The organism is Pantoea sp. X-Soil-ISGK-421 (assembly GCF_059730785.1).
Map to the genome: position 1 here is coordinate 2,273,931 of NZ_AP035979.1, position 14,507 is coordinate 2,288,437.

Sequence of the window (14,507 nt, forward strand, 5' to 3'; positions counted from 1 at the left end):
CTGGCGCCCTTTATTTCTGGTATATCGGACCACTGACTACTTCAGGTATTCACCGCTGCGCAACGCTTCGATACGTTTATCGAGCGGCGGATGCGACATGAACAGCTCACTCAACGATTTGTTTTTACCGTTGATGCAGAAAGCCATCATGCTGCTTGGCTCCTGCGGCTCGTAGCTGGTTTTCAGACGTTGCAATGCGGCAATCATCTTCTCGCGACCAACCAGCTTAGCGGAACCCGCATCAGCGTGGAATTCACGGTGACGCGAGAACCACATGGTGATGATGCTGGCGAGGAAACCGAACAACAGCTCCAATACCATTGAGACCGCAAAGTAAACCATCGGATTACCGTTGCTGCTCTCTTCGCCATCGCGATTACCCGACAGGAAACCGGAAGCAATCTGCGCCAGGATGCGCGAGATGAAGATAACAAAGGTGTTCACCACCCCCTGAATCAGCGTCATGGTGATCATGTCACCGTTGGCGATATGCGCGATTTCGTGCGCCAGCACCGCTTCCGCTTCATCACGGCTCATATTTTGCAACAAGCCGGTAGAAACGGCGACCAGCGACGCGTCACGGCGTGCGCCTGTCGCAAAAGCGTTAATGTCAGGCGCGTGATAAATCGCCACCTGCGGCATCGCAATGCCAGCCTGTTGTGCCTGGTGGCCGACAGTTTGCATCAGCCAGCGTTCCGTCTCATTACGCGGTTGTTCAATAACCTCACCGCCAACGGATCGTAACGCCATCCATTTGGACATCAGCAGTGAAACAAACGCACCGCCAAAGCCAAACAGACCTGCCATTATCATCAGACCTTGAACACTGCTTGACTGGATTCCTGTCAGACTCAAGATCAGTCCGAATACCAACATCACCGCCAGGTTGGTGAGCAGGAAAAGAGCAATACGCATCATAAACGTTAATCTTCCTCAGTTGTGCACGCGCAAATGCGCGGATATCTATCCTATGGTCATTGCCGCGCATTTCAAGCAACCTTAATCTTTAAGTGCCTAAAAAGACATAACTTTACATTAAGCTGCAAAGTGCGCAATTCGGTGCATTCGCACCTTTTAATAACGATTTTAGTGTAAAAAAAAAGCACCGCCTAAGCGGTGCTATTTGAGAGGCCGATGGGTTATTTCGCGCCTACCGTGGCCGGCTGAGATTTCTCCAGCTGGGCCATATCGTTAGCGATTTTCACCGTTTCATCCAGATACGGATCCGGCTCTTTATAATCTTTCGGCAGATCTTCAATGCTCTTCAGCGGTGCTTTGCCTTCTGCCTGATAGCGTGCGTTGATACGCTCCAGACGCAGTGCATCATCTTCACGATTCTCTTTCTCACGCTGGGCAAGATTGAGAGAGACGATATTACGTTTTTCTTTCATCGCATCGAAACGCGCAATATCTTTCATGATGTACTGGAACTCACGATCTTTCGCGATGCGGTCGGCGTGTTCTTTGGTGAGCTGCGGTACCAGCGGCGCGATATCGCCGGTTTTGGTGTAGCTTGCCGCATTCACGCTGTCCCAAGGCAACGCGTTGTCCTCGAATTTCTCACCGGTTTCTGCTGCTTCTACGCCGGTTGGCATCAGCAGATCAGGCGTGACGCCTTTACGCTGGGTGCTGCCACCGTTGATGCGATAAAACTTCTGAATGGTGTACTGCACCGAACCCAGCGCTGGCCACTCCGGACGCAGCATCTGATCGTAGATGCGATTCAGCGAGCGATATTGCTGCACGGTACCTTTACCAAAGGTCGGTTCACCAACGATTAGCGCACGACCATAATCCTGCATTGCAGCAGCGAAGATCTCAGAAGCCGAGGCACTAAAGCGATCGACGAGCACTACCAGCGGTCCTTTGTAATAAACAATGCCGTCGTTATCGCTGTCTTCACGAACGCGGCCATTGTTATCACGCACCTGCACCACCGGACCACTCGGAATGAATAGCCCCGACAACGAAACCGCTTCAGTTAATGCGCCGCCACCGTTAGTACGCAGATCGATCACCACGCTGTCGACATTCTGCTTTTGTAGTTTCTGCAGCTGCACTTTCACATCGTCAGTTAAGCCAACGTAGAAGCCAGGAATGTCGAGCACGCCGACTTTCTCTTTGCCCACATTATGCACGGTGCCTTTCACTGCCCGATCTTCGAGGCGGATCTTCTCACGCGTCAGCGTAACGGTACGGGTTTTGGCGCCCTTACCCGCTGGCAAGACTTCCAGGCGTACTTTACTGCCCTTTGGCCCTTTGATTTTTGAAACCACATCATCTAAACGCCAGCCAATCACATCTTCCATCGGCTTGCCAGGCTGACCGACACCGACGATGCGATCGCCCACGCTGATCGATTTACTCTTCGCAGCCGGACCGCCCGCGACCATCGAGTTAATCACCGTGTAATCGTCATCCATCTGCAGCACTGCGCCAATACCTTCCAGCGACAGGCTCATTTCGGTGTTGAACTGCTCAGTATTGCGCGGTGAAAGATAGTTGGTATGCGGGTCGATTTCATGCGCAAACGCGGTCATCGCAAGCTGGAACACATCTTCACTGTTGCTTTGTGCCAGGCGACGGATGGCAAAGTTGTAACGCTTGGTCAGCGTTTCGCGGATCTCTTTCTCATCTTTACCGGCCAATTTCAGGCTCAGTTCGTCATATTTAACTTTGGCATCCCAAAGCGCGTTGAGCTCATCAACGCTCTTTGGCCAAGGCGACTTTGCCCGGTCAATGTCAATAGTGTCATTGCCGGTGAAATTCATAGGGCGGTTCAGCACGCTCAGCGCATATTGATAGCGCTCAAAGCGGCGTTTTTGCGCCAGATTGTAGAGATCGTAAAACACATCCAGCTTACCGCTGCGGAACTCATCACCAACGGTACTTTTTTTGTCGGCGTATTGCGCAATATCTGAGGCCAGCATCACGTTGTGGCTGTAGTCGAGTAAATTCAGGTAGCGATCAAAGATTTTCGCTGAAAAGTCCTGATTTAAATCGAACTGGCGATAGTGAGAGCGGGTGAAGCGTGAAGTAACGCGTTCGCTGACGGTGGGATGCTGGGGATCTTCGTGTAACTGGGGAATCTGGTCGGCGCGGGTAATATTATCTGCACCAAAGGTGGGGCCTGCTAAAAGCAGGCCCGCGATCATACCGATCTTTAAAATGTTGTTCATGCCAGGGTCAGCCTCCGTTTCAGAACTGCAAATGTTCTGCGCGCACAATCATAGCCATGCCGGAAGCGAGCTGAACCCGAACGCCATCTTTAGTAATTTCAAGAATGGTAGCGTCCATTGCACCTTTGCCTGCAGTCACTTTGATGTTCTGGCCGGGCTGCAACGTTGAGGTATCAGTGACAGGTTTAGCACGCGGTGGCTGCGGTGCGTCTGCACGTTCAGTAGCGGCCGCACGCGGCGCCTGTGGACGCGGCTTACGCGGTGCATCACCTTCGGCAGCTTTACGCGGAGCAGGTTTGCGTGGACGACGTTCAGCGGTTTCTGCACCGGCTTCACGCTTTTTCGCTTTCTGCTGATCGCGCTGCGCCTGAACGCGTGCTTTAGCTTCTTCCAGTTGCTTGCGCGCATGTTCTACGTGTTGCTCATCCAGCACGCCACAGGCGTTGCCATCGAGATCGACACGAATAGCACCCGCTTTGATGCCATACAGATAACGCCAGCTAGAGGTATAAAGACGTAAGGCAGAACGCAGTTGCGTCTTGCTCAGGCTCAGTTCGCCTTGAACACGCTCGACCAGATCTTGAAAAATGCCGATTTTGAGCGGACGCGCCTCGCCTTCGGCGCTAAAGCATTGCGGAAAACGTTCCGCCAAAAAGGCGATGACTTCTTTACTGCTATTCAACTTAGGTTGATTTTCCATGAAATTTCCTGATTACAACGGATTTGCCGACCAGAGCAGGCATGAACAGGCGACATTATAATGACAACATCGCCAAATGCTATGTGATCCAGTCGATTAGCTGTGCGTCAGCTGAATAAATTTTACGATGTCGCTGCCCGCCAGCACTTCACAAAGCCCGTCGGTAAGGGCCATCAGCCCCGATTTATCCTCGTTGTCGAAGCGAGAATAAACCGTACTATCAATGTCTAAAACACCTACGAGGGTGCCATTTACTTTCAGAGGAATCACGATTTCAGCGTTACTGGCTGCGTCGCACGCAATATGGCCTGGGAACGCGTGCACGTCTTCCACCAATTGCACTTTATCCTCAGCCACCGCAGTACCGCAGACACCTTTACCAACCGGAATACGCACGCAGGCGATTTTGCCCTGGAACGGACCCAATACCAGCGTGTTCGGTTCAGTCAGTAAATAGAATCCTGCCCAGTTAACGCCTTCCAGACGTTCAAAAAGCAGCGCACTGCAGTTGCCGAGCGCGGCCAGGAACGAGGTTTCACCCGCCAATAGGGCGCGGACATCGCGATTCAAATCCTCGTAAAAAGCTTTTTTGTTCATTGTTCAACCATAACTCGTCACTGTGGTGACCTTGATGTCACTCAGTTGTTAAAATAAGCACTAATAATCCAGGCGCATAAGGTGAATCATTCTATTAGTTACTATACCCTTAGCAGGCGGTGGATAAGAGAATTCTGGTACCACCGAATATTGCAGGCAAATTTGCACTGCTCAGCATGCCGATAAAAGTAACGAACGATGGGCACTTGCGTCACCTATGAAAATTCACGCTATCAGCCAGACGTTGCCCCACGCACGTTATCAGCGTTGTCCGCAATGCGATACCCTTTTTTCCTTACCGGATGTGAAATCACATCAGACAGCCTATTGCCCTCGCTGTCATGCACAAGTTCAGAGCGGTCGTGACTGGTCGATGACGCGACTCACCGCCATGGCAGTAGTGATGATCGTGTTAATGCCGTTCGCCTTTAGCTTGCCGTTGGTCGATATCCGCCTGCTTGGCATGCGCATTAACGCCAGTCTGCTGGAAGGCGTGATTCAAATGGCGCAACAGGGCGATACGTTAACAGCATCGATGGTGGCATTCTGCACCATTGGCGCGCCAGTGACGCTTGTGGCAGGCATCCTCTATCTGTGGGTGGGCAACGCGCTCGGTATGAATCTGCGCCCGGTCCTGCTGATGATGGATAAGCTCAAAGAGTGGGTGATGCTGGATATCTATCTGGTCGGCGTGGCGGTGGCCTCTATAAAAGTGCAGGATTACGCCTCGCTGGAAGTGGGCTACGGCTTAGTGGCCTATATTGCGCTGACGGTGCTAAGCCTGCTGACGCTGATTCACCTTAACGTTGAGCAGCTCTGGGAACACTATTATCCGCAAGCGTTGCCCACTTCCCCGCCGGAAGAGTGGCAAGTGTGTCTGAACTGCCATCAAACCGGTGTGCCAGATGAACGTGGTCGCTGCACACGTTGCCATACGCCGCTCGACTATCGCCGTCGCCACAGTTTGCAGAAGTCATGGTCAGCACTTATTGCCTCGATTGTGCTGCTGATCCCCGCCAATTTGCTGCCGATTTCGGTGGTGTACGTCAATGGCGCACGCCGCGAAGACACCATTTTCTCCGGCATTCTGGGGCTGGCATCAGGCAATATACCGGTGGCCGCCGTGGTGTTTATCGCCAGTATTCTGGTGCCCTTTACCAAAGTGTTAGTGATGCTGACCTTGCTGCTCAGTATTCATTTCAAATGCGAACAGGGTTTAAAAACCCGTATTCGCCTGCTGCGCGCCGTAACCTGGGTGGGCCGCTGGTCGATGCTGGATCTGTTTGTGATTGCTGTAACCATGTCGCTGGTCAATCGTGATCAGCTACTGGCTTTTACCATGGGACCGGCCGCCTTCTACTTTGGCGCCGCCGTTGTTCTGACCATTATGGCTGTAGAGTGGCTTGATAGCCGCCTGATCTGGGATGCACATGCAACAGGAAACGCCGACTACACCGACTAGCGCCAATCTGCGCAACAAGCGCAAGATTTCGCCGTTCTGGTTATTGCCCATTATCGCCCTGCTGATCGCTGGCTGGCTGCTGTGGACCAATTATCAGGAGCGCGGTACGACGATCACCATTAACTTCCAGACCGCCGACGGGATTGTGCCGGGGCGCACACCGATCCGCTATCAGGGCGTGGAAGTGGGCACGGTGCAAGGCATTGTGCTGAGCGATGACTATCGAAGCATCCAGATTAAGGCCAGCATCAAAAGTGACATGCGCGATGCCCTGCGTGAAGACACCCAGTTCTGGCTGGTAACGCCGAAAGCATCGCTGGCGGGCGTATCCGGACTTGACGCCCTGGTTGGTGGTAACTACATCGGCATGATGCCGGGCAAAGGTAAAGAGAGCGATCACTTCACCGCACTGGATACGCAACCGAAATATCGCGTGAATACGGGCGAACTCCTTATTCACCTGCGTGCGCCAGACCTCGGCTCGCTTAACACCGGTTCGCTGGTCTATTACCGTAAAATCCCGGTCGGTCGCGTCTACGACTACAGCCTGAACAACAGTACCGATGGCGTCACCATTGATGTACTGATCGAGCGCCGCTTTATCAATCTGGTGAAAAAACAGAGTCGCTTCTGGAATGTCTCCGGCGTTGATGCGGATGTCAGCTTGAGCGGTGCCAAAGTGAAGCTAGAGAGCCTTGCCGCCTTAGTTAACGGCGCGATTGCCTTCGATTCCCCCAATGATGGCCAGCAGGCCGAGGTCGATGCCAACTACCAGCTTTATCCCGATCTGGCGCGCAGTCAGCGCGGCGTACAAGTGAAACTGGATCTGCCGAGCGGCGATAACCTGAAAGCCGATAGCACACCGCTGATGTATCAGGGATTGGAAGTCGGCACCTTAACCAAACTGAACCTGCTGGATGGCGGTAAAGTGACAGGTGAGCTGACCGTGGATCCTTCGGTAACCGGGCTAATGCGCAGCGGGACTCGCATTGAGATGCGCACACCGAAGATCAGCCTGACCGACACCAATCTCAGCAGCCTGTTGACCGGTAATACTTTCGAGCTGGTACCCGGTGAAGGCGAACCGCAGGATCATTTCACCGTGTTACCTGCCAGCGAAACCCTGCTACAGAAACCCGATGTGCTGACGGTGAAACTCAGCGCGCCGGAAACGTACGGTATTGATGCCGGCCAGCCGGTAATGCTATATGGCATGAAAATCGGCCAGGTAATTTCGCGTACGCTGGATGAAAATGGCATCAGCTTTGTAGCGGCGATTAATCCTGAACACCGTAATCTGGTGCACGCCGACAGCAAGTTTGTGGTGAACAGCCGCCTCGACGTGAAGTTTGGCCTCGACGGTATGCAGGTGCTGGGAGCCAGCGCGCGCGAATGGGTAGATGGTGGCGTTCGCCTGATCCCCGGTGCGAAAGGTAATCCGTCCAACCGTTATCCATTATATGCCGATGCGGAACGTGCGGAAGAAGGTATCGTCGGCGAACAGCCGCCGACTACGCTGAAACTCACCGCCAACAGCTTGCCGGATGTGCAGGCCGGTTCGGTGCTGCTTTACCGCAAATTCCAGGTCGGCGAAGTGGTTGATGTGGTACCGCGCGCAGATGCCTTTGAAATCTCGATTCACATCCAGCCGCAATATCGCAAGCTGCTCACCAACGAGAGCGTGTTCTGGGCAGAAGGCGGTGCCAAAGTGCAGCTCAATGGCAGCGGTTTAACCGTGCAAGCGTCCCCGCTTAATCGTGCGCTCAAAGGCGCGATCAGTTTCGATAATCTGACCGGTGTGCAGGCGGCGAAAGGCGTGAAACGTGTGCTGTACTCTTCAGAAACCGCGGCGCGTGCGGTTGGCAGCCAGATTACGCTGCACACCTTTGATGCCAGCAAGCTCGCCGCCGGTATGCCGATTCGCTATCTCGGCATCAATATTGGTCAGGTTGAATCATTGGCGCTAAGTTCTGATAACAATCAGGTTCACGCCAAAGCGGTGCTTTACCCAGAATACGTGCAGGACTTCGCGCGTATCGGCAGCCGCTTCTCGGTGGTGTCGCCAGAGATTTCCGCGGCGGGTGTTAACCATATCGAAACGCTGCTGCAGCCTTATATCAACGTTGATCCGGGCAAAGGTTCACCGGCGCGCACCTTTGAATTGCAGGAAACCACGATCACCGATTCACGCTACCTTAACGGCTTGACCATTTATGTTGATGCCGCTGAAGCCGGATCGTTGTCGGTGGGCACGCCCGTGCTGTTCCGTGGCGTTGAAGTGGGTACCGTGACCGGAACCTCGTTGGGTAATATGGCGGACCGCGTGCAAATTGCGCTGCGCATCAGCAAGAAATATCAACATCTGGTGCGTAACAACTCGGTGTTCTGGCTGGCTTCCGGCTATAACTTCGATTTCGGCCTGATTGGCGGCGTATTGAAAACCGGCACCTTCCAGCAGTTCATCCGCGGTGGCGTACAATTCGCGACCCCGTCAACGGTGCCGTTAGCACCGCAGGCCGGCGCCAACAAACACTTCCTGCTTCAGGATGAAGCACCGAAAGAGTGGCGTAATTGGGGCACGGCGATTCCGGACCCTAATCAACCTTAAGCAAATCGGGCAGCCAGGCTGCCCGATTCTTTTTCACATGTTACACTTCGCGTTCATTTTTTTTCCCGGTAGATGCCCGTGTCCGATCGCTTTCCCGAAGATTTCCTCGCGCTGATGCGTGCCAGCTTGACTGACGACGCCGAACTGCAACGCTTTCTCGCCATTAGCCAGCAACCGCTGCGCCGCAGCTTACGTGTTAATACCTTAAAAATTAGCGTGGCCGATTTCCTTACTCGTACAGCCAATTACGGCTGGCGTTTGTCGCCGATTCCGTGGTGCGCTGAAGGTTTCTGGATAGCGCGCGATGATGAATCCCTGCCTCTTGGAAGCGTGGCGGAGCACCTTAGCGGACTGTTCTACATTCAGGAAGCCAGCTCGATGCTGCCGGTCACCGCACTGTTTGACGCCGCGCCCGATGCACGTCAGGTCATGGATGTGGCTGCCGCGCCAGGCTCCAAAACCACACAAATGGCCGCGCTGATGCGTAATGAAGGTGCGATTCTGGCTAACGAATACTCCGCCAGCCGCGTCAAGGTGTTGCACGCTAACATTAGCCGGTGCGGTGTCAGTAATGTCGCGCTAACCCATTTTGATGGGCGCGTATTTGGCGCGGCACTGCCAGAACGTTTCGATGCGATTCTGCTTGATGCGCCCTGCTCCGGTGAAGGTGTGGTGCGTAAAGACGCCGACGCACTGCGTAACTGGACGCTGGCCAGTACTGAAGCAATCGCCGAGACACAACGTGACCTGCTGGAAAGCGCCTTTCATGCGCTACAACCCGGCGGCACGCTGATTTACTCTACCTGCACCCTGAACCAGATCGAAAACCAGCAGGTTATTCATTGGCTGCAACAGCGTTATCCGGATGCGGTTGAAATTGTGCCACTGAACGATCTGTTCCCGGGAGCCGAGCAGGCGTTAACCACGGAAGGTTTTTTGCACGTATTCCCACAGATTTTCGATAGCGAAGGTTTCTTCGTCGCTCGCCTGCGTAAAACCGCCAGCTCACCCCCGCTGCCAACGCCAACGTACAAAGTTGGCAAACTGCCCTTCTCTCCGGCCAGCCGTAAGCTGAGCGCTGAAGTGCAGCAGGCAGCGGCTAAAGTAGGCTTGCGATGGGATGAGAACCACACGCTGTGGCAGCGCGATAAAGAGCTGTGGTTGTTCCCGGCGGCGCTGGAGAGTTGGCTGGGCAAAGTGCGCTTCTCGCGCATCGGCCTCAAACTGGCAGAGACTTTCCCGAAAGGCTATCGCTGGCAGCATGAAGCGGTCGTTGCGTTGACGCAGCCAGGCAGCGCGCTGGATTTCGAACTCACCGCTGCGGAAGCAGAAACCTGGTATCGCGGCCAGGATATCCATCCAGAAACGTTGCCAGATCGTGATGAAGTGATCGTCACCTACCAGCAGCAGCCGCTGGGATTGGCTAAGAAAGTCGGCAATCGGATTAAAAACAGTTATCCGCGCGAACTGGTGCGCGACGGACGCCTGTTTCGTTAAGCGTTACTGCAACTGCACCAGGGTAAGACGATTGCCGAATACCGCGCCAGTATCGATGTAGTGCTGATTCGCCACATTGAGCGGCTGTTCTAACGGCGTGTGACCGAAATAAAACTCACTGGCGCCATCAATGCGGGCCGAACTGCCGCGTTGATGGCGTCCGAGTCGATCGCGACTCCACACCACTTGTTGCCAATCAACATCCTGCCCCATCGCATAGTGGCTGGCAGGATAATCGGCGTGTGCAATCACCACTACGCGATCGCCAAAATCCAGATGCAAGATCAACGGTAACTCGGCGCAGCGCTTCAACGCATGGCGCGCAGCGATTAATTTTGCGCCTTTCAACTGCCAAAACCATTCGCCGCCGTTCATCATCCACAGGGTTTGATCTCGACCTTCCAGCGCGGCGAGCGCCATCTGTTCATGATTGCCACGCACGCAACGAAACCAGGGTTCCACTATTAGCGCTAAACAGCCAGGACTGTCCGGCCCGCGATCGATTAAATCGCCAACCGACAGCAATAAATCCTGCTGTTTATCGAAATCCCGTTTGAACAGTTGCGCATCAAGTTGGGCGCGGCAACCATGCAGATCGCCGACCACCCAAATGTTTCGCCACATATGCGCGTTTACCTTTTGGTAAAGCATGTAATCTTCCCCGGTTGACTGGAAGTTTAGTGAGCCCGGCATAAAGTATAGTCGGTAAGGTTTAGCCAGCGGAGGGAACAGCATGAGCGGACGGAAACAATTCATTGGTGTATTAATCGTTATTTTCATTGGCAGCTTGCTGCTGCTGGAATCACTCGCTCGCCTGGTGCATCTGTTATTTGTGGGATAATTACGCGACTTTACATTTCGCACTAAACGCCTAAACTCCTTTGCGCATCATATAAAGGAGCCTGTATGAGCCAGAATATTTACGACAACCCCGATTTTTTTGCCGGTTACGCCACCTTGCCACGTTCCGTTAAAGGATTAGACGGCGCGCCTGAGTGGCCTGCGCTGCGTGCTTTGCTGCCCGAATTACAGGGCAGACGCATTCTGGATCTAGGCTGCGGCTACGGCTGGTTTTGCCGCTATGCACAGCAGCAAGGCGCACATGACGTGCTGGGACTGGACGTTTCCGAGAAGATGCTGGCGCAAGCCGCAACGATGTCGCAGGGAACGGAGATTCGCTATCAGCGTGCCGACCTGGAAACGCTGCAGCTCAACGCATCCTTCGACCTTGCCTACAGTTCGCTGGCGCTGCATTACCTCACCAATATTGATGGGCTTTTCGCAACCGTGTTTGACGCGCTGACGCCGGGCGGAGCGCTGGTGTTTTCCTGCGAGCATCCGATTTACACCGCACCCACGCAGCAGCAATGGATTGTTGATGAGCAACAGCACCGCAGTTGGCCGGTGAATAATTATCAGCAGGAGGGTGAACGCATCAGTAACTGGTTTGCCGACGGTGTTAAGAAGCAGCATCGCAAGCTGGCAACGTGGATCAATGCAGTAATCGGCGCAGGATTTGAAATCGTGCATCTCGATGAATGGGGACCAGGCGAAGAGATGGTCGCGCTGAATCCCGCATTGGCAGAAGAGCGCGATCGTCCGATGATGTTTTTACTGGCCGCGCGTAAACCTCGCTAAGTATTTATGTGGCTGCAGGAAACAGCCACATTAAATACCACTTTGGGTGCCAGGATTAATTGTGCGCCAAAATGGTCGCCTATACTGGGCGAACGCTTTTCTAAGCCGCTAACTACATTTTAATTTTCGCTCTGCTCTCGATATCCACTATCGTGACAAACCGGCTTATGGAGATAATCAGCATTTATTCATTGTTATGTCCGGTTTTAATCATCCCGATCCCACGTTCTATGATTTCACTAGGTTGCAAGATACTCAATCGGCGGTGTTGTGGATAAAAGATGATTTCAACGGTTTACCCGCTTACTATCTTTGCAACAATATGAATGTTGATATTGAACACGTGGGTGAGCACGTTGATTCGCTCGATAGTTGAGCTGACGGCACCCTCAAACGTCTCAATACCTGGCACCTCTAAAGGAGGAAGCGAGGTGCGATATTTCGGCATTAAACGTAATATTAAAAATATTATTACTGCCGTGCCGCAGTTTTATATCGGGGATTATACTGCCTCAATGTAGCCTAAAGTGGGTAAAGCGATGATGGGTACGATTACGCCCGCTGCTATCACGCTATTAAATAAGCTCGTGTCGAACGCTATACGACGCGATCACCAGCCAGACAAAATTATCAATCTGTTTACTGCTCTCGCCGATTATCAACGTGAACAGGAAATTACCCCCTACTGGGATCATATCCAAAATGGCAGCGGCTGGGATGCTGTACACAATTGATCCCAGCAGAAATGGCGCATTGCTGCTTTCATTGCATCAGCGAGTAATTAAAAATATCGCCACTAAGAAGAAGGCTAATAAACCTGCGAATGTCATTGTCCCAATACGCGGGTTTTTGGCCCGCCCAACGACCACACCAATAAAGATACAAAGCAGAGTTAACGTGCCAATCATTACCCAGAGAAGATATTGTGTGTTTGCCATGAGGGATCCTTATTAACCGGCAATAAAACAGATGGGCCAATCTTATACCATTTTTCACGCATGGTGGCTGCAGCTATTTGACTGCATTTTTCGACCGATAATGGCTTGGTAAGCAGATTATCGAGTTACATTGCGTGCGCAACGCACGGATTGCAGTGCCTGCAACTGCGTCAGACGCGCTGTGGCTTTGCTGTTGGCATTTGCTTTTGCGATGCCGTTACCGATACCAAAATCGCCAACGAAACCCATCACCGTCAGTGCATCAAATTCTCCGGTTTTATCAATCTGTTGCTTAACGCTAAGCGTCTTCGCAATTTCCAGATTCAGCGCAGTACAGTCATAAGATTGCGCTTCGGCATCGCTCACGCTGGTGGATTGTGGGTACTGTTTAAGGGCACAGCCGCTTAACAGCAGCAAAATCAGGAGAACAATAGGCTTATGCATCACGTTGACTTCTCACGTTATTACGATGATTTTATTTATCAGCGGAAAATATAGCACGTGACATCACGCTCGATTAGAGGAATAAGCAAGCAAAAAGGGAGGGTTATGCATAAAAAAAGCACTGCCGGAGCAGTGCTAGTAATACTTGAATCAAGCAATTGCCTGATAAGCCCTAATAATTATCAGGGCAGAGCATCCGCTATTATGCAGTTTTCAACACAATCATTGATGATTTGCAGAAAATACATTTAGCACCATGTGGGTTCATTTTCGTAATATCGAACGCAGAGGTGCGATATTGTGAACTCTGGCAGTGCGGACATCTTAAACGATTATAAATGCGAATAATTACAGACCTAATACATTTGTTGCAGACGGACCTTTAGGGCCATCTTCAACTGAAAACTCAACGCGCTGACCTTCATCAAGTGAGCGATAATCAGTGCCCTGGATGGCTGAGAAGTGGACGAATACGTCCTTGCTGCCATTTTCAGGAGAAATAAAGCCGAAGCCTTTTTCTGAGTTGAACCATTTTACCGTTCCAAGAATTTTGTTAGACATAATTTTTACCTTTTAAATGAGCCTATTGGCGTAAGGGCCGAGTTGCAGATACGAATCAGAACTTAGGATAAGACTCAAAGAGAAAGGGCTTGAAGCGGCACTAACTGGGATGAGAAATACAATGGGAACTAACCTTCTAACTGTCTGCTATTCAGACCGACGAAGCATTAACGCATTTCTCAGCATCACACGCAAGCAAAAAGATTTTTTATTTTTTACATGAAAATATATGAATTAGCGCCTATAGAAGGTTAAGCAAAAGTTCAATTACCCTTATTTTTCTGGATGAATAGCGAAAATTTAATTGCTAACCATCACAAGTTGCATTGCGAAAGCAGAACGTACGCGGATGCCTGACCTATCATTACAGTGCAAAGGGTTTCTATTTTAGAGGATTCGAATGTATGAACAGATGTCTAAGCGGATTGTTCGTCATAATTAACGTGATAATGTTGTCTGGCTGCTATCACGCTGAGCGACCTATAGGGCCTGACGGACGTCCCAATGTGCAAACTGAACAGCCAGCGCCAATTGGGCCAATGAGTAAGGGACCGGTTGGTCAACCGCAAGCCTAATCGCGGCAAAAAAACCCACCGAAGTGGGCTTAGTTATCAATCAGGCTGCTTGTCCCCTGACTCTGGTGCCAGACTTTCATCATCTTTATCGTGCTCATCTGGCTTAGCCTTCGCATCGTCTTCAAGCTCATCAGCTTCAATCGGTCTATCAGGCATAAATCCCCCTCGGTTGCTTAGAACATTAAGTGTAGGAGGCTGGAGGAAAGTAAGCCTAGCGCGTCAAATCAATTACCCTGCATGAAAGTAATCCCATCACTCAGACTCGAAATTCTTGCCGCTATTTACTCGTGATGAGCGAACAGTTGTTA

At 52.0% G+C, this 14,507-nt stretch carries 14 protein-coding genes; 5 read left to right on the forward strand and 9 right to left on the reverse strand.

Annotation, left to right across the window (positions count from 1 at the left end; translation table 11 throughout):
- Positions 1–36: 36 nt before the first annotated feature.
- From htpX to AC6I8K_RS10625, 4 genes are all read right to left on the reverse strand, one after another.
- Positions 37–918: a protease HtpX gene (htpX, locus tag AC6I8K_RS10610; protein WP_483817542.1), complete on the reverse strand. Its 882-nt coding sequence runs from the start codon at positions 916–918 to the stop codon at positions 37–39.
- Positions 919–1,139: 221 nt separating this feature from the next.
- Positions 1,140–3,179, reverse strand: coding sequence for a carboxy terminal-processing peptidase (prc, locus tag AC6I8K_RS10615; protein WP_064738897.1), 2,040 nt, complete (start codon positions 3,177–3,179; stop codon positions 1,140–1,142).
- A gap of 19 nt (positions 3,180–3,198) precedes the next feature.
- Positions 3,199–3,879, reverse strand: coding sequence for an RNA chaperone ProQ (proQ, locus tag AC6I8K_RS10620; RefSeq protein WP_483817543.1), 681 nt, complete (start codon positions 3,877–3,879; stop codon positions 3,199–3,201).
- A gap of 96 nt (positions 3,880–3,975) precedes the next feature.
- Positions 3,976–4,476 carry a GAF domain-containing protein gene (locus AC6I8K_RS10625; RefSeq protein ID WP_064738899.1) on the reverse strand — a complete coding sequence of 167 codons (501 nt, stop codon included), beginning with the start codon at positions 4,474–4,476 and terminating at the stop codon, positions 3,976–3,978.
- 217 nt (positions 4,477–4,693) lie between these two features.
- Between AC6I8K_RS10625 and yebS the strand changes: the two genes are divergently transcribed.
- The 3 genes from yebS (at position 4,694) to rsmF (ending at position 10,043) form a co-directional block, all read left to right on the forward strand.
- Positions 4,694–5,938, forward strand: a complete 1,245-nt coding sequence (gene yebS, locus AC6I8K_RS10630) for a membrane integrity lipid transport subunit YebS (RefSeq protein WP_497826688.1) — start codon at positions 4,694–4,696, stop codon at positions 5,936–5,938.
- Positions 5,907–8,546 carry a PqiB family protein gene (locus AC6I8K_RS10635; RefSeq protein ID WP_497826689.1) on the forward strand — a complete coding sequence of 880 codons (2,640 nt, stop codon included), beginning with the start codon at positions 5,907–5,909 and terminating at the stop codon, positions 8,544–8,546. The genes yebS and AC6I8K_RS10635 overlap by 32 nt, the downstream gene beginning before the upstream one ends.
- A 72-nt stretch (positions 8,547–8,618) precedes the next feature.
- Positions 8,619–10,043: a 16S rRNA (cytosine(1407)-C(5))-methyltransferase RsmF gene (rsmF, locus tag AC6I8K_RS10640; RefSeq protein WP_497826690.1), complete on the forward strand. Its 1,425-nt coding sequence runs from the start codon at positions 8,619–8,621 to the stop codon at positions 10,041–10,043.
- Positions 10,044–10,046: 3 nt separating this feature from the next.
- Here the strand turns inward: rsmF and AC6I8K_RS10645 are convergent, their stop codons facing one another.
- Positions 10,047–10,694, reverse strand: a complete 648-nt coding sequence (locus AC6I8K_RS10645) for a metallophosphoesterase (protein ID WP_497826691.1) — start codon at positions 10,692–10,694, stop codon at positions 10,047–10,049.
- 255 nt (positions 10,695–10,949) lie between these two features.
- Here AC6I8K_RS10645 and AC6I8K_RS10650 point away from each other — a divergent pair, with 255 nt between their 5' ends.
- Both AC6I8K_RS10650 and AC6I8K_RS10655 read left to right on the forward strand, forming a co-directional pair.
- The gene (locus AC6I8K_RS10650) at positions 10,950–11,681 is read left to right on the forward strand and encodes a class I SAM-dependent methyltransferase (protein ID WP_497826692.1); all 732 of its coding nucleotides are present in this window, start codon (positions 10,950–10,952) and stop codon (positions 11,679–11,681) included.
- A 539-nt stretch (positions 11,682–12,220) separates the two neighbouring features.
- Complete coding sequence (locus AC6I8K_RS10655) at positions 12,221–12,415, forward strand: hypothetical protein (protein ID WP_483817549.1); 195 nt, start codon at positions 12,221–12,223, stop codon at positions 12,413–12,415.
- A 36-nt stretch (positions 12,416–12,451) separates the two neighbouring features.
- On the opposite strand, the gene AC6I8K_RS10660 is transcribed toward AC6I8K_RS10655, so the two are convergent.
- The 4 genes from AC6I8K_RS10660 to cspE form a co-directional block, all read right to left on the reverse strand.
- A complete protein-coding gene (locus tag AC6I8K_RS10660; RefSeq protein ID WP_196762328.1) occupies positions 12,452–12,619 on the reverse strand; it encodes a hypothetical protein in 168 nt (55 codons plus the stop codon).
- A 117-nt stretch (positions 12,620–12,736) separates the two neighbouring features.
- Complete coding sequence (locus AC6I8K_RS10665) at positions 12,737–13,063, reverse strand: hypothetical protein (RefSeq protein ID WP_483817550.1); 327 nt, start codon at positions 13,061–13,063, stop codon at positions 12,737–12,739.
- A gap of 202 nt (positions 13,064–13,265) precedes the next feature.
- Complete coding sequence (ymcF, locus tag AC6I8K_RS10670) at positions 13,266–13,409, reverse strand: cold shock small protein YmcF (protein WP_101764610.1); 144 nt, start codon at positions 13,407–13,409, stop codon at positions 13,266–13,268.
- Positions 13,410–13,411: 2 nt separating this feature from the next.
- On the reverse strand, positions 13,412–13,624 hold the full coding sequence (cspE, locus tag AC6I8K_RS10675; RefSeq protein ID WP_007889586.1) for a transcription antiterminator/RNA stability regulator CspE: 213 nt from the start codon (positions 13,622–13,624) through the stop codon (positions 13,412–13,414).
- Between the last annotated feature and the right edge of the window lie 883 nt (positions 13,625–14,507).

Bases quoted from the DNA above. Each gene is read 5' to 3' on its own strand.
- htpX (WP_483817542.1), bottom strand. From the start codon at position 918: ATGATGCGTATTGCTCTTTTCCTGCTCACCAACCTGGCGGTGATGTTG.
- prc (WP_064738897.1), bottom strand. From the start codon at position 3,179: ATGAACAACATTTTAAAGATCGGTATGATCGCGGGCCTGCTTTTAGCA.
- proQ (WP_483817543.1), bottom strand. From the start codon at position 3,879: ATGGAAAATCAACCTAAGTTGAATAGCAGTAAAGAAGTCATCGCCTTT.
- AC6I8K_RS10625 (WP_064738899.1), bottom strand. From the start codon at position 4,476: ATGAACAAAAAAGCTTTTTACGAGGATTTGAATCGCGATGTCCGCGCC.
- yebS (WP_497826688.1), top strand. From the start codon at position 4,694: ATGAAAATTCACGCTATCAGCCAGACGTTGCCCCACGCACGTTATCAG.
- AC6I8K_RS10635 (WP_497826689.1), top strand. From the start codon at position 5,907: ATGCAACAGGAAACGCCGACTACACCGACTAGCGCCAATCTGCGCAAC.
- rsmF (WP_497826690.1), top strand. From the start codon at position 8,619: ATGCCCGTGTCCGATCGCTTTCCCGAAGATTTCCTCGCGCTGATGCGT.
- AC6I8K_RS10645 (WP_497826691.1), bottom strand. From the start codon at position 10,694: ATGCTTTACCAAAAGGTAAACGCGCATATGTGGCGAAACATTTGGGTG.
- AC6I8K_RS10650 (WP_497826692.1), top strand. From the start codon at position 10,950: ATGAGCCAGAATATTTACGACAACCCCGATTTTTTTGCCGGTTACGCC.
- AC6I8K_RS10655 (WP_483817549.1), top strand. From the start codon at position 12,221: ATGATGGGTACGATTACGCCCGCTGCTATCACGCTATTAAATAAGCTC.
- AC6I8K_RS10660 (WP_196762328.1), bottom strand. From the start codon at position 12,619: ATGGCAAACACACAATATCTTCTCTGGGTAATGATTGGCACGTTAACT.
- AC6I8K_RS10665 (WP_483817550.1), bottom strand. From the start codon at position 13,063: ATGCATAAGCCTATTGTTCTCCTGATTTTGCTGCTGTTAAGCGGCTGT.
- cspE (WP_007889586.1), bottom strand. From the start codon at position 13,624: ATGTCTAACAAAATTCTTGGAACGGTAAAATGGTTCAACTCAGAAAAA.